Here is a 12,843-nt window from a genome sequence, read left to right on the forward strand (position 1 = left end):
GAGGGCGCGACCGGTGGTCGCGCCCTCTTCCGTTCTCCGGCTACGTCACTTCGCGGGGGTGTCCGCCGGAATCGTGCAGCGGGCGTCCTCGTGGGCCTGCTCGGCGGCGATCTCGGCGAGGCGGCGGAGGTCGTCGAGACGGTCGGCGGGGGCGGGTTCGGAGAGCTGGACGGTGGTGCTCAGACCCGCGTCCCGGTACGGCAGGCAGGCGGAGAAGACGGCCCCGACCCGCAGGATCTCCGGGGTCGTGGTGAAGGCCCAGCGACCGGCGTCGAAGGACTCCGGCCGCCGCCCGTCCGTGGCGTCGAGCACGTCCTGCCGCCAGCTCTCCTCGCTGCTCCAGGAGGCGAGTTCCGTGCGGAGGGTCAGCAGGCGGCGGCCGTCGCCGCTGACGGTGCAGCTCGACCGGTGGTCCACGTCGGTCGGACCGGTGCCCCGGCGCGTGCCCTCTTCCCGGGGGATCCGGTAGGAGGGGGCGTACGGGAGGAGCCGGTTCAGGATGTCGGCGGCCTCCTGCGACGTCCCGAGGGACGGGCAGAGGTCGGCCGCCTCGATCGTGCCCCGTGCCTTCTTGAAGGGCGGGGTGTTCGTGGCGTAGCTGATCGCCGCCCAGGCGGCGACCAGCGCCAGGACGACGAGCGCGGCGATGCCGCGCTTCTTCGTCGGCGTCATGGTCACTTGTCCTTCTCCAGCTCGTTCGGGACGCCCACGCCCTCGCAGTAGTCGCGGATGTTCGTCTGGGCGGAGGTGAAGCCCGCCTCGGCCTGTCCCGCGATCGAGGACACGACGCTCGGGTAGGACGCGCCGGACTTCTTCTCCGACTCCTGGGCGGCCTTCTCCACGAGGGCGAAGGTCGACTCGCGGGTGGCGTTGATCTCCTCGCCGTTGCGGTAGATGACCTCGCCCGAGCTGTCCTTCATCAGCCCGTCGGTGAGGCTGCCGATGATCTCGCCCGCCACCGTCTCCGCGACGCCGCCGACGATGACCCCGCCCGGCCCCACCATCGAAGCGGTGCCGACGCCGACGCCGATGCCGACGAGGGACTCACCGAGCTCGCCCGCCTTCGTGATGGCGTCGTTGAACTCGGCGTCCTTGTTGCCCGCGTCCAGCTCGGCGGCGTACGCGCGGCCGGCTCCCAGCATGCCCTGGATCTCGCCGGCGTTGTGCGCGATGGCACCGGTGGCCTTCTCCAGGTTCTGCGCGTCGGTGTTCCCCTTCTGGTCGACGAAGGCGTCGGGGTGGGCGAAGTGGTACTCCAGCATCCCGGAGGTGTAGGCGTGCTGGCCGACGCTGACGGCCGCGTACCCCTCGGGGTTCTGCCCCACGGTGTAGAGGAAGCGGGTGAGGTCCTGCTCGTTGAGGGGCGCGGCCGCCCCCGCGATGGGGTAGAGCTTGTCCTCGCCGGCGTCGCCCGCGCGCAGCCCGCGGTGGATGTCCGCCATGTACTCCGCCGAGATCTGGCCCATGCTGTCCGACATGAAGCTGTTGTCGGTGAGGCGGGACGGGTTCTCGGAGACCGACTTGACGATGTCGGCGTACAGCTTCGCCTGCTCCTCCGAGTGGACGCTGGTCGCGGAGGTGGGCAGCTCGCCGGCCGGGTGGCCCGTCGTCGCCGCTTCCAGCGCCGCCGCCAGGTAGTTCTTTCCGGAGATGCTGTCCTCGCCCTCGGAGTCCTCCTCCTGGATCCACTCCCGCTCCTCGAAGAGGTACTGGAAGTTGGAGAGGCCGATGTGGCCCTTCTTGCCGTTGCCGTCGGTGTCGCGGGTGAAGGGGTTGTTCTCGGTGTCCTTGCCGATGAACTCCGCGTTGAAGAAGTCCGTGGCCGCGTCGGGGCTGTTGGAGAGGGCCTTCATGTAGCCCGTCATCGGGTCGAAGCCGAAGTCGGTGCCGGTGGTGTTCAGGTGGGGCCAGAGGCCGCCGCCGTGGTAGCCCCAGATCTGTTCGGGGCGGCGGCCGTCGCGTACGCCTTCCTGCTCCTTGGCCAGCATGTTGTTGCCGTAGCTGGTGAGGAAGTCGTCGTCGAAGTCGCCCCAGCGCATGAGGTTGCTCATCACGACGTAGCCGGAGACGCCGTAGGTGCCGCCGACCGGCTTCTCGACGGCCTGGAGCATCTCGAACTTCCAGCGCGACATGTCCGTGCTGCCGCTCTGCGTGGCGTTGGCGAGGGTGAGGCCGAGCTGCTTCTGGAGGTCCTTGTACTGGTCGTAGCGCTTGCCGTCGGCGGGCTGGTCCCGGTTGTTCGGGTCGTTCAGCTCGGACCAGAACTCGAGGGTCTTCTGCGCGCCGAGGGTCTGCGCGAAGGTCGTGGCGAAGAGGTCGTCGCCGCTGTACTTGGTGAGGCCGGCGAGCAGCTTGTCGAACTCGGCCTCCGTCAGCTTGCTCGGGTCCTTCTTCGCGAGGGCGGCGAGGTCCTCCGCGGTCCTCATGGCGTCGGCGGCCTGGTCCCGGTCGGCGTACTTGGCGTCGCCGAAGCCCTTCTCGGCCTGGTCGACGAGGGCGCGCAGGACCTTGGCGGCGGAGCTGTCGCTCTCGGCGGCGCTCTTGAGGATCCGGTCGATCTCGTCGCGCACGCCGTCGACGGTGGCCTGGGTGACGTCCTTGCCGGCGTCCCCGTCCGCGGCCTTGACCAGGTAGTTCTTCCCGGACGGGACGACGGAGACGTTCCGCTGCCGTGCCGAGGAGATGGCCTGCTCCAGGTCGCCCTTGAACTTCTTCAGCTCGCCGACGGTGTCGCGGAGGATGTTGCGGATGGAGGTGGCCTGGGTGTGCGCGTCGCCGAACTCGCCCGCGGTCTTGTCGATGAACCTGCGGCCGACCTGCGAGTTCACGCCCTGCCAGTCGGCCTTCGCGGCGGCGCCCTTCAGGCCCTCGCTCGCGTCCTTCTCCAGCTTCTCCAGGTTGGTGACAAGGGTGTTCCAGTCGGTCAGCGCGGTGTCCAGCGTGCCGAACTTGGCGTGCAGCAGGGTGTCGAAGTCCATCACTCGCCGTCCTTCTTGTCGCCCTTGTCTTCCTTGTCGCCGTACACGAGGTCGTTCGGCTTGCCGGGTTCGGAGGCCCGCTCGTCGAAGCCCGCGTCGAGCATGGCGATGCTGCTCATCCGCCGCTCGATGAAGATCTCGTCGCCGGCGTGGGCGTTCTTCGTGTAGTCCATGTGGTTCGAGATGTGCGCGCAGGCGTCCATGAGGTCGGCGAGCGCCGACGCCCATCTGAGGGAGACGTGGGACAGCGCGCCGCCCAGCTCGAAGCCCTGGGTGGAGAGGTCGGAGGCGGCGGAGTCCGTGGTGGTCTCGGCCACCCGGCCCTCGCGCCACAGGCGGTTGTAGAGGCCGAAGGCGTGGTCGCCGATCTTGGACAGGTGCTCGTTGACGACCTTGAGGTCGCCCTGGCTGTTCGTGGACAGCGTCTTGCCGTCCGGCTCGTCGGGCACCCGGTTCAGCTGCATCCGGGTCGAGGACGCCCCGGCCGCCTCCGCCTTGAGCTGGTTCCATTCGTCCCACGCCATGGTGGCTCCTCCCCGTCGATGCGGTAGCAACGCCAGAAGGCATCCTAGGGAGGGAGGCGCGCGGCGCCACGGGTGGGACCCGAGTTCGCTGTCTTTCACGACTCCTTCGCAACGGGAAATTCCGTTTGCGCCGGATGTGACAGGTGTGACCGTTCTTGCTCGACAGTTGTCAGTGGCGGCTGCTTCACTCGATGGTCCACACGGGGAGGGGAACCCAGTCATGCGCAGTGGCGTGAAGGTCGGTGTCGTCGGGGGCGTGTTCGCGGTCGTCGCGAGCGGGGTCGCGTACGGGGGGTACAACCTCTGGAACGGGATCACGGGCGGCTCGTCGGGCGACGGTCCGCGGACGGCGGCGGCGCGGACCGGGCCGGTGACGGCCGAGGAGGTCACGTCCACCGCGCGGGACTTCCTCGCCGCCTGGGCCGGCGGCGAGGCCGAACGGGCCGGCCAGCTGACGAACGATCCGGTGACGGCGGGGCCGGCCGTCGCCGCGTACCACGAGGAGGTCGGCGTCTCGGCGGCGGAGATCACGCCCGGGACGCCCACGGGGGCGGTCGTGCCGTTCACGGTGAAGGCGACCGTGACGTACGACGGGGTGTCGAAGCCGTGGACGTACGAGTCCAGGCTCACCGTCGTCCGCGGCGAGTCCACCGGCCGCCCGCTGGTGCGCTGGACGCCCACCGTGCTCCACCCGAAGCTGACCGCCGGCGCCACGCTGCGGACGGGCGAGGCGAAGACCCCGGCGGTGAAGGCGCTCGACCACAAGGGTGCCGCGCTGCCGCCCGAGAAGTACCCGTCGCTGGCGCCGGTCCTGGACGCGCTGCGGCAGCGGTACGGGGCGAAGGCGGGCGGCAAGGCCGGCGTCGAGACCTGGATCGAGAACGCGAACGGCACCCCGACCAGCACCCTCCTGGTGCTGTCGGCGGGCAAGCCCGGCGAACTGCGGACGACCATCGACGCGGACGTGCAGGCCGCCGCGGAGAAGGCGGTGAAGGACTTCCCGACGGCGGCGGTGGCGGCGGTCGAGCCGTCCACGGGGGCGATACGGGCGGTCGCCAACAACCCGGCCGGCGGGTTCAACACGGCGTTCCAGGGCAAGCAGGCACCGGGCTCCACGATGAAGATCGTGACGGGGGCGATGATGATGCGGTACGGGGTGGCTGAGCCGGACTCGCAGGTGAAGTGCCCGCCCACCGTGCAGTGGGACGGGTACACGTTCCACAACCTGAAGGACTTCTCCACCGAGGGCGACCTGACCAACGCCTTCGCCAGGTCCTGCAACACCGCCTTCATCAAGGCGATCAACCCGCTGAAGGCCAAGGGCGTCCACAACACCGCGCTCGGCGACACCGCCCGCAAGTGGTTCGGCCTCGGCGAGGTGTGGTCCGTCGGCGTGCAGACCAGTGACGGGTCCGTGCCCGAGTCCAGCGGCACCGAGACCGCGGCCTCGTACATCGGGCAGGGCGCCATCACCATGAACGCGCTGAACATGGCGTCGGTCTCCGCCACCGTGAAGAACGGCGGCTTCCTCCAGCCGTATCTGATCCCGAAGGACGTGGACGGACGGGAGTTCGCCACCGCCGAGCCGCTGCCGGGCGAGGTCGCCCGCGGGCTGCGGAAGATGATGAACGCAGCCGCCACCGCCCCGCAGGGCACGGCCCGGGAGGCCATGGCCGGGGTGCCGTCGCCGAAGGGCGCGAAGACCGGCTCGGCGGAGGTCGGGGACCAGTCCACCTCCAACAGCTGGTTCACGGGCTACTCCGGCGACCTCGCCGCCGCGGCCGTCGTCGAGGCCGGCGGGCACGGCGGCGACGCGGCGGGGCCCGTGGTGGCGGCCGTCCTGAAGGCGGGCTGACGGCAGGAGGGCTCCGGCGGCGGAAAGGCGGTCGCGTGCCCCGTACACCTACCGCTACCGTGCCGGGCATGACGACCGACGCCTCCGCCGCCCACCCCCAGTTCGCCGCCGCCCTCGCCGAGTTGGGCCTCGACGTCGAGGTCCGGCGCTTCCCGGACGAGACGCGCACCGCGCAACAGGCCGCCGACGCGATCGGCTGCGCGGTCTCCGAGATCGTGAAGTCGCTGATCTTCGCCGCCGACGGGGTCCCGGTGCTCGTGCTCATGGACGGGGCCTCGCGGGTGGACGTCGAGCGGGTGCGGGAGGCGCTGGGCGCCGGGGAGGTCACGCGGGCCGACGCGCGCGTGGTGCGGGAGACGACCGGGTACGCGATCGGGGGCGTACCGCCCTTCGGGCACCGCACCCGGACCCGGGTGCTGGCCGACGAGGGCCTGCTCGACCACGCGCTGGTGTGGGCCGCGGCCGGCACCCCGCACTCCGTCTTCGCCCTCCCTCCGAAGGAACTGATCGCCCACGCGGGCGCGACCCTCGCGGACGTGCGCGAGCGCACGGCGTGACGCCGCTGGTCGCGTGCGTGGTGCTGGTCGCGGCGGTCACGCACGCGTCGTGGAACGCCCTGGCCCACCACATCCGGGACCAGCTGCTCTCCTTCACCCTGATCGCCGGCGGCGGGGCGCTGATCGGCCTGGTCCTCGTGCCCTTCACGCCCGTCCCGGCGGCGGGGGCCTGGCCGTACCTGATCGCCTCGGCGGTCCTGCACGTCGCGTACTACGCCCTCCTGATGAAGTCCTTCACGCTCGGCGACTTCGGGCAGATGTACCCGATCGCGCGCGGCACGGCCCCGCTGGTCGTGACGCTCCTCGCGGCCGCCTTCGTGCACGAGGTGCCGGACGGCCGGCAGCTCCTCGGCGTGGCCGTGGCGTGCGCCGGGCTGACGGGCCTGGCGCTGTGGGGCGTACGGGGGAAGGGCGGCGCGCACCGGCCCGCTCTCCTCGCCGCCCTCGCCACGGGCCTCTCGATCGCCCTGTACACGGTCGTCGACGGCGTCGGCGTCCGCGCCTCCGGCACCACGCTCGGCTACATCGCCTGGCTGATGGTCCTGGAGGGCCTGGTCATCCCCGCGTACGCCCTGGCGGTCCGCCGCCGCGCCCTGCTCCCGGCCCTCCGCCCGCACGCGGCCCGCGGTCTCCTCGGCGCGGCCCTCTCGGTCGCCGCGTACGCCCTCGTCCTGTGGGCCCAGACACGGGCCCCGCTGGCCCCCATCGCCGCCCTCCGCGAGTCCTCCATCATCGTCGGCGCCGCCATCGGCGCCCTCTTCTTCAAGGAGCGCTTCGGCGGCCCGAGGGTCGCCGCGGCCGGCCTGATGGTGGTCGGCATCGGCCTGATGCTCGCCTGACCCGGGATCAGCCGCCGCCCGTCCCTACGGTTCTCCTCGCACCGCCACCTCTGCCCAGACGACCTTGCCGGGCCCCTGTCGGTCACCGATGCCCCATTCGGCCGCCAGGGAGTCGACGAGGGGCAGGCCCCAGCCCCCTTCGACCCCGTCGAGGCCTTCGGCCGGAAGGCCCATCAGCGGACGCGTCTCCGACGCGTCGTGCACCTCGATGCGCAGCAGCGGCCCCACGCGCGAGAAACGGGTCTCGATCTCCCTGCCGGGGACCCTCGCGTGCCGCACCGCGTTGGTCAGCATCTCGGACAGCAGCAGCCCGGCGACGTCCGCGACGGCGCCCCACTCCCAGCGCTCCAGTGTGCGGCGCAAGTCGCGGCGAGCCACCGGAACGCTCCTGGCGACGTACCGCCAGCGCAGCACCACGGTCTCGTCGTCCGGGGTCACCCCATGCGCTTCCGTCACTCCAGACTCCTTACACACAGTCAGCGACAGTCCCAGGACTGCCGACCCCTAGAGTCCTAGATTGGGTCCACAGTCCTGGGACTGTCAACAATCCTGGGACTGTGTTTGACTGCGGGCGACGAAAGGAGCTGGTGTGGCACCCAAGTGGCGGGAGCTGGCGGACAGGCTCGCGGAGCGGATCCGGGCCGGCGAGTGGGCCGCCGGGCAGCGGCTTCCGCACATCCGGGAGCTTGTGGAGGCCGGCGAAGGCTCGAAGTCCACCGTCCACGCCGCCTACAAGGCCCTGGAGGCGGAGGGGCTCGTGACGTCCTCGCGCGGGCACGGCACCGTCGTCCGGGAGCACGTGCCACTGAAGCGGCTCGGGATCGCCCGGTACGACAAGGCGAAGTGGCGTGACGGGGACGAGGTCGCCTTCGTCGCCGACCGCGTGGCGTCCGGCCGGTCGTACCGGCGCGGCGACCAGACGCAGACCGTGGAACGGGTGCCCGCTCCGCCGCTCGTCGCCGACGCGCTGGGCGTGCCCGAGGGCGCCGACGTCTACGTCCGCGCTCGCCTGGTGAAGGAGAACGGTCGGCCGACGCACACGCTCACCAGCTACTACCGGCCCGAACACGTCCTGGGCACCCGGCTCGTCGACCCCTCTCCCGGGCCCGCCGGCCGGGGCGGCGGCTTCCGCGTGCTCTACGACGCGGGGTACGAGATCGACCGCATGCGGGAGGAACTGCGCTCACGCGCGGCCACGCCGGAGGAGACGGCGCATCTCCAACTGGCGCCCGGCGAGTGGGTGGTGGAACTGCACCGCACCGCGTACACCGCCGACGGCACGGTCGTGGAGTTCGCCGTGGGCGTCCACGCGGCGACCCGTTTCGCCTGGACGTACGACTTCCAGGTCCCCGACAGCGCGAAGCCGGGGGCGGACCGGTGATCACCGCGCGGGACTGGGCGGACGCCCGTCTCCTCTGGGACTTCCAGCTGATGGGGCACGAGCCCCGGCCCTGCTCCGTCGGGGTCGGCCTCGGGAGCCACGACCTCGGCGTCGCCGATGTGATGGTCAGGCTGCACCGGCGAGGGCTGGTGCCGCTCATCGTCTTCACCGGGGCCACCAGCCCCACCACCCGCGAGCGGATGCCCCGGGGCGAGGCCGTGCATTACCGGGAACGGGCCCTGGAGCTGGGCGTGCCCGGGGACGTGGTGCTGGTGGAGCCCCGGGCGCGCAACACCGGGGAGAACATCCGGTTCTCGCGCGACCTGCTCGCCGAGCGGGGCACGCCGGTGGACTCCGTCCTCCTCGTCAGCAAGCCGTACGAGGAGCGCCGGGCGTACGCGACCGCCCGCAAGCTGTGGCCCGGCGTGGAGTTCGTCTGCGCCTCGGCGCCGATGGACCTGCCGGAGTACGCGGACGCGGTCGGAGATCCCCGGCTCGTCCTGGACATGCTCGTCGGAGCCGTACAGCGGCTCATGGTCTATCCGGCCCAGGGCTTCATGATCGAGCTGCCCGTCCCGGCCCCCGTCATGGACGCCTTTGAACGACTGCGGGACCGGGGGTTCACCCGCCGGCTGGTGGCGACAGCCTGATCAGCCGCCGTCCAGGATCTCCCGGAAGTGCCGGTTCACGCCGAGGAGGCCGCCGTCGACGCGGAGGGTGGTGGCGGTGATCCAGGCGGCGTCGGGGGAGGCCAGGAAGGCGACGGCGGCGGCGATGTCGTCGGGGGTGCCGACGCGGCCGAGGGGGTAGGCGCGGTCGGCGAGGGCGGCGAGTCCCTTCTCCCTGCCCGACCAGGCGGGGGTGGCGATCGTGCCGGGGTTGATCTGGTTGACGCGGACGCCCAGCGGGGCCGCTTCGGCGGCCAGGGTGCGGGTGTAGGAGCCGAGGGCGGCCTTCGCGGCGCTGTAGGCGTGGTCGCCGAAGGAGGCTTCCGCGTTGACCGAGCCGATGGCGACGATCGCTCCCCGGGTCGCCGCCAGGTGGGGCAGGGCGGCCTGCGCGCAGTGGACTGCGCCGAGGAGGGTGCCGTCGAGCTGGCGGTGCCAGTTCTCGTCCGGGTCGTCGGCGAACGGGACCAGGGCGTTGTTGACCAGGACGTCGAGGGTGGGGAGCCCGCCGATCAGCCGGTCGATCGCCGCGCGGTCGGTGATGTCGAGGCGGTGCGGGGTCGCGTGCGGGAGGCCGTCCGCGACCTGCCGGGCCGCCGCCTCGTCGATGTCCGTGACCAGGACGTGCGCGCCCTCCGCCGCCAGGCGGTGGGCGGTCGCCGCGCCGATGCCGCTGCCGGCGCCCGTGATGAGGGCGGTCTTCCCCGCGAACCGTGCCGTGAGATCCATGGTCCGATCTCAGCATCGGCGCGGGTGCCGGGGCCAGCCCCCGTGCGGTCGGGAAATCGCTGGGCGGCGGCCGGATCCGGGCCTACCGTCGGGCGCATGGAGATCTCCTTCCGGAAGCTGCCGGACCATCGGCACGAGATCCTGGTCCGCGCCCGCAGGGGCCCGGACGTCAGGCTGCCCGCCCGGCCCGTCGGCCCGACCCTGCCGCACGACCTCGTCCACGCCGTCGTGGAGACCGCGCTCGGCATCGAGGACGGCTTCTGGGGGGCGACGGCGCGCGGCGCCACCTTCGAGGGCTTCGAGCCCGTCGTCCCGGGCCGGCACCGCCGGTCGGGGCTGAAGGTGCTGCGCCGGGGCGGCGACGCCGTGCTGGCCGCGGAGCTCTCCGTGAACTGGGCCTACCGGGTGTGGCGCGGCCTCCCCGTGGAGGGCCGCGGCCTCGGCCCGGCGCTCCTGGACGCGGACGCCCTGGCGAGGACGGGGCCGCGCCTGGACGCCGCCGCCGCCCGCTGGGCCGCCGTGCCGGAGGGCGGGGAGCTGCTGTGGCGCTGGGGGACGGACCGCTAGCCCGGCCGTCGGAGCCGGGGACGGACCGCTAGCCCGGCCGTCAGAGCAGCGACTTGACCGCCCGGACCAGGGCCTGGGCGCGGGGGTCCGAGGTGACCGTCTTCCGCATGCCGTTGGTGACGTAGCCGAAGGCCGTGCCGGACTCGGGGTCGGCGAAGGCGAGGGAGCCGCCCCGGCCCGGGTGGCCGAAGGAGGTGGGGCCGAGGAGCGGGGAGGCGGGGCCGTGGAGCATGTGGCCGAGGCCGAAACGGGTGCCGACGAGGAGGACCCGGTCGGTGCCCGCCGACTCCTCGGTGCGGGCCAGGGCCAGGGTCGCGGGCGCGAAGAGGCGGGGGGTGCCGTCGGCGAGGGGGCCGAGGGTGGCGGCGTAGAAGCGGGAGAGGGAGCGGGCGGTCGCCACGCCGGCCGAGCCGGGGAGTTCGGCCGCCCGGTAGGCGGGGTCGTTCTCGTCGGGCCTGGGGGTGATGACCTCGAAGGCGCGGCGGGTGAGGGACGCCGGGTCCTCCCACGCCTCCGTGACGGAGCGCTTGGGGCGCAGGCGGAGGGCGCCGGTGTCCTCGGGGGCGTCCACCGGGGCCAGCCGGCCCACCCGGTGCTCCTCGGCGGGCGGGAGGCCGATCCACAGGTCGAGGCCGAGCGGGGCGGTGATCTCCTCGGCGACCCAGCGGCCGATCGTGCGGCCGGTCACGCGGTGGACCAGGCCGGAGAGGAGCCAGCTGAAGGTGTGGGCGTGGTAGCCGTGGGCGGTGCCGGGGTCCCAGGCGGGGGCCTGGGCGGCGACGGCGGCGGTGGCCGTCTCCAGGTCGGTGGCCTCGGCGAGGGTGAGCGGGCGGTCGAGGACGGGGACGCCCGCCTGGTGGGCGAGGAGCTGCCGTACCGTCACGCGGTCCTTGCCGGCCGCCTTGAACTCGGGCCAGTACGTGGCCACCGGGGCGTCCAGGTCGATCCGGCCGCGCTGGTGGAGGAGGAGCGGGACGGCGGCGGCGACGCCCTTGGTGGCGGAGCGGACGATCTGGGCCGTGCCCTCGGTCCACGGGTCGGCGCCGTCCGCGTCCCTGGTGCCGGCCCAGAGGTCGACGACCTTGGCCCCGTCGTGGTGGACGGCGACCGCCGCGCCCTTCTCGCCGCGCTGCTCGAAGTTGCGCAGGAACGCGTCCCGCACCGGCTCCCAGCCCGGTGCCACCGTGCCCTGGACGTCCACCTGACCCACTCATCCTTTCGTACGAACGGGACCCATGGTCTCAGGCGACGGAACCCGGAACGAAACCGAAGGGCAGTTCGAGTCGGTGGCGGGCCATGAGCTCCTCGTCGGCGAGGATCTCGCGGGTCGGCCCGTCGGCGGCGATCACGCCCTCGCTGAGGATCAGCGAGCGCGGGCAGAGCTCCAGGGCGTACGGCAGGTCGTGGGTGACCATGAGGACGGTGACGTCGAGGGAGCGCAGCACGTCGGCGAGTTCGCGGCGGGAGGCCGGGTCGAGGTTGGAGGACGGCTCGTCGAGGACGAGGATCTCCGGCTCGGTGGCGAGGACCGTCGCGACGGCGACCCGGCGCCGCTGCCCGAAGGAGAGGTGGTGCGGGGGCCGGTCCGCGTACGCGGCCATGCCGACCCGGTCGAGGGCCCGCTCGACGACCGCGTCCAGTGCGGCGCCGCGCAGCCCGGCCGCGGCGGGGCCGAACGCGACGTCCTCGCGGACGGTCGGCATGAAGAGCTGGTCGTCGGGGTCCTGGAAGACGATGCCGACCTTCCGCCGGATCTCCGCCATGTGCTGCTTGCCGACCGGCAGCCCGGCGACGGTGACGCTGCCCGCGCCGGCGGTGAGGATGCCGTTGAGGTGGAGGACGAGGGTGGTCTTGCCGGCGCCGTTGGGGCCGAGGAGGGCGACCCGCTCGCCGCGCCCGATGGTCAGGTTCACGCCGAAGAGCGCCTGGTGGCCGTCGGGGTAGGCGTAGGCGAGGCCGGAGACGTCCAGCGAGGGCGCGGTCATAGGGTCCGTCCGAGGAGGCAGATCGGGAGGGCGGCGAGCGGGAGCGCCAGGGCGGTCGCCCACTGGGCGCGGGTGGCGGGGCGGTCGTCGAGGAGCGGCATGGTGCCGGTGTAGCCGCGGCTGACCATGGCGAGGTGGACGCGTTCGCCGCGCTCGTACGAGCGGATGAAGAGCGCGCCGGCGGACTTGGCGAGGACGCCCCAGTGGCGGACGCCGCTCGCCTCGAAGCCGCGGGAGCGGCGGGCGATGGACATCCGGCGCATCTCGTCGGTGATGAGGTCTCCGTACCGGATCATGAACGAGGCGATCTGGACGAGGAGCGCGGGCAGGCGGAGGCGCTGGAGCCCGAGGATCAGGGCGCGGAGTTCGGTGGTGGCGGCGAGGAGCACGGAGGCGGCGACGCCGAGGGTGCCCTTGGCGAGGATGTTCCAGGCGCCCCAGAGGCCGGGGACGCTCAGGGGGACGCCGAGGAGCTCCGTCTGCTCGCCGGGGACCACGAACGGCATGAGCAGGGCGAAGGCGACGAAGGGGAGCTCGATGGCGAGCCGCCGGAGGAGGAATCCGGCGGGCACGCGCGCGCGTGCGGCGACGGCGCCGAGCAGGGCGGCGTAGCCGGCGAAGGCCCAGACGGCCTCGCGCGGGGTGGAGACGACGACCAGGACGAAGCCGAGGACGGCGACGAGCTTGGTGTGCGCGGGCAGGGCGTGCACCGGCGAGTCCCCCCGCCGGTACAGCCGGTGCGCGTGGCCCGCTCCCATCG

General features: G+C 72.8%; 14 protein-coding genes. 6 read left to right on the plus strand and 8 right to left on the minus strand.

Translation table 11 applies throughout. From position 1 onward, the window contains the following. Positions 1–45: 45 nt before the first annotated feature. The 3 genes from ABFY03_RS15815 to ABFY03_RS15825 are packed head-to-tail and all read right to left on the minus strand — an operon-like array spanning position 46 to position 3,502. Positions 46–672: a hypothetical protein gene (locus ABFY03_RS15815; RefSeq protein ID WP_346170166.1), complete on the minus strand. Its 627-nt coding sequence runs from the start codon at positions 670–672 to the stop codon at positions 46–48. 2 nt (positions 673–674) lie between these two features. Next, the gene (locus ABFY03_RS15820) at positions 675–2,978 is read right to left on the minus strand and encodes a DUF6571 family protein (RefSeq protein WP_319012730.1); all 2,304 of its coding nucleotides are present in this window, start codon (positions 2,976–2,978) and stop codon (positions 675–677) included. Further along, on the minus strand, positions 2,978–3,502 hold the full coding sequence (locus ABFY03_RS15825; RefSeq protein ID WP_319012731.1) for a hypothetical protein: 525 nt from the start codon (positions 3,500–3,502) through the stop codon (positions 2,978–2,980). The genes ABFY03_RS15820 and ABFY03_RS15825 overlap by 1 nt, the downstream gene beginning before the upstream one ends. Before the next feature lie 220 nt (positions 3,503–3,722). On the opposite strand from ABFY03_RS15825, the gene ABFY03_RS15830 reads away from it, so the two are divergent. The 3 genes from ABFY03_RS15830 to ABFY03_RS15840 all read left to right on the plus strand — a co-directional run bounded on the left by ABFY03_RS15830 (position 3,723) and on the right by ABFY03_RS15840 (position 6,753). Beyond that, the gene (locus ABFY03_RS15830; protein ID WP_346170167.1) at positions 3,723–5,357 is read left to right on the plus strand and encodes a penicillin-binding transpeptidase domain-containing protein; all 1,635 of its coding nucleotides are present in this window, start codon (positions 3,723–3,725) and stop codon (positions 5,355–5,357) included. Positions 5,358–5,425: 68 nt separating this feature from the next. Then, the gene (locus tag ABFY03_RS15835) at positions 5,426–5,914 is read left to right on the plus strand and encodes a YbaK/EbsC family protein (protein ID WP_346170168.1); all 489 of its coding nucleotides are present in this window, start codon (positions 5,426–5,428) and stop codon (positions 5,912–5,914) included. Beyond that, positions 5,911–6,753: an EamA family transporter gene (locus ABFY03_RS15840; protein ID WP_346170169.1), complete on the plus strand. Its 843-nt coding sequence runs from the start codon at positions 5,911–5,913 to the stop codon at positions 6,751–6,753. Before ABFY03_RS15835 ends, ABFY03_RS15840 begins: the two co-directional genes overlap by 4 nt. Positions 6,754–6,777: 24 nt before the next feature. Here the strand turns inward: ABFY03_RS15840 and ABFY03_RS15845 are convergent, their stop codons facing one another. Beyond that, complete coding sequence (locus tag ABFY03_RS15845) at positions 6,778–7,209, minus strand: ATP-binding protein (protein ID WP_346170170.1); 432 nt, start codon at positions 7,207–7,209, stop codon at positions 6,778–6,780. 133 nt (positions 7,210–7,342) lie between these two features. Between ABFY03_RS15845 and ABFY03_RS15850 the strand changes: the two genes are divergently transcribed. Next, on the plus strand, positions 7,343–8,134 hold the full coding sequence (locus ABFY03_RS15850) for a GntR family transcriptional regulator (protein WP_346170171.1): 792 nt from the start codon (positions 7,343–7,345) through the stop codon (positions 8,132–8,134). Continuing rightward, positions 8,131–8,784, plus strand: coding sequence for a YdcF family protein (locus ABFY03_RS15855; protein WP_346170172.1), 654 nt, complete (start codon positions 8,131–8,133; stop codon positions 8,782–8,784). The genes ABFY03_RS15850 and ABFY03_RS15855 overlap by 4 nt, the downstream gene beginning before the upstream one ends. Here ABFY03_RS15855 and ABFY03_RS15860 read toward each other — a convergent pair whose 3' ends face one another. Next, positions 8,785–9,531 (minus strand): SDR family NAD(P)-dependent oxidoreductase, encoded by a 747-nt coding sequence (locus ABFY03_RS15860; protein WP_319012735.1) that lies wholly within the window; start codon positions 9,529–9,531, stop codon positions 8,785–8,787. Between the two features lie 96 nt (positions 9,532–9,627). On the opposite strand from ABFY03_RS15860, the gene ABFY03_RS15865 reads away from it, so the two are divergent. Further along, the gene (locus tag ABFY03_RS15865) at positions 9,628–10,098 is read left to right on the plus strand and encodes a hypothetical protein (RefSeq protein WP_346170173.1); all 471 of its coding nucleotides are present in this window, start codon (positions 9,628–9,630) and stop codon (positions 10,096–10,098) included. A gap of 40 nt (positions 10,099–10,138) precedes the next feature. On the opposite strand, the gene ABFY03_RS15870 is transcribed toward ABFY03_RS15865, so the two are convergent. From ABFY03_RS15870 to cbiQ, 3 genes are read right to left on the minus strand one after another with little or no spacing between them, the layout of a single operon-like run. Further along, positions 10,139–11,299, minus strand: coding sequence for a serine hydrolase domain-containing protein (locus ABFY03_RS15870; protein ID WP_319012770.1), 1,161 nt, complete (start codon positions 11,297–11,299; stop codon positions 10,139–10,141). Positions 11,300–11,339: 40 nt separating this feature from the next. Further along, entirely contained in the window at positions 11,340–12,083 is a 744-nt protein-coding gene (locus ABFY03_RS15875) for an energy-coupling factor ABC transporter ATP-binding protein (RefSeq protein ID WP_346170174.1), read from the minus strand. After that, on the minus strand, positions 12,080–12,841 hold the full coding sequence (gene cbiQ, locus ABFY03_RS15880) for a cobalt ECF transporter T component CbiQ (protein ID WP_319012738.1): 762 nt from the start codon (positions 12,839–12,841) through the stop codon (positions 12,080–12,082). Before cbiQ ends, ABFY03_RS15875 begins: the two co-directional genes overlap by 4 nt. Positions 12,842–12,843: the final 2 nt, after the last annotated feature.

This window comes from Streptomyces roseofulvus, assembly GCF_039534915.1.
GTDB classification, from domain to species: domain Bacteria; phylum Actinomycetota; class Actinomycetes; order Streptomycetales; family Streptomycetaceae; genus Streptomyces; species Streptomyces roseofulvus.

What these genes read in the sequence shown, in the direction of transcription:
- ABFY03_RS15815 (WP_346170166.1), bottom strand. Translation starts at nt 672, where the DNA reads ATGACGCCGACGAAGAAGCGCGGCATCGCCGCGCTCGTCGTCCTGGCG.
- ABFY03_RS15820 (WP_319012730.1), bottom strand. Translation starts at nt 2,978, where the DNA reads ATGGACTTCGACACCCTGCTGCACGCCAAGTTCGGCACGCTGGACACC.
- ABFY03_RS15825 (WP_319012731.1), bottom strand. Translation starts at nt 3,502, where the DNA reads ATGGCGTGGGACGAATGGAACCAGCTCAAGGCGGAGGCGGCCGGGGCG.
- ABFY03_RS15830 (WP_346170167.1), top strand. Translation starts at nt 3,723, where the DNA reads ATGCGCAGTGGCGTGAAGGTCGGTGTCGTCGGGGGCGTGTTCGCGGTC.
- ABFY03_RS15835 (WP_346170168.1), top strand. Translation starts at nt 5,426, where the DNA reads ATGACGACCGACGCCTCCGCCGCCCACCCCCAGTTCGCCGCCGCCCTC.
- ABFY03_RS15860 (WP_319012735.1), bottom strand. Translation starts at nt 9,531, where the DNA reads ATGGATCTCACGGCACGGTTCGCGGGGAAGACCGCCCTCATCACGGGC.
- ABFY03_RS15865 (WP_346170173.1), top strand. Translation starts at nt 9,628, where the DNA reads ATGGAGATCTCCTTCCGGAAGCTGCCGGACCATCGGCACGAGATCCTG.
- ABFY03_RS15875 (WP_346170174.1), bottom strand. Translation starts at nt 12,083, where the DNA reads ATGACCGCGCCCTCGCTGGACGTCTCCGGCCTCGCCTACGCCTACCCC.
- cbiQ (WP_319012738.1), bottom strand. Translation starts at nt 12,841, where the DNA reads ATGGGAGCGGGCCACGCGCACCGGCTGTACCGGCGGGGGGACTCGCCG.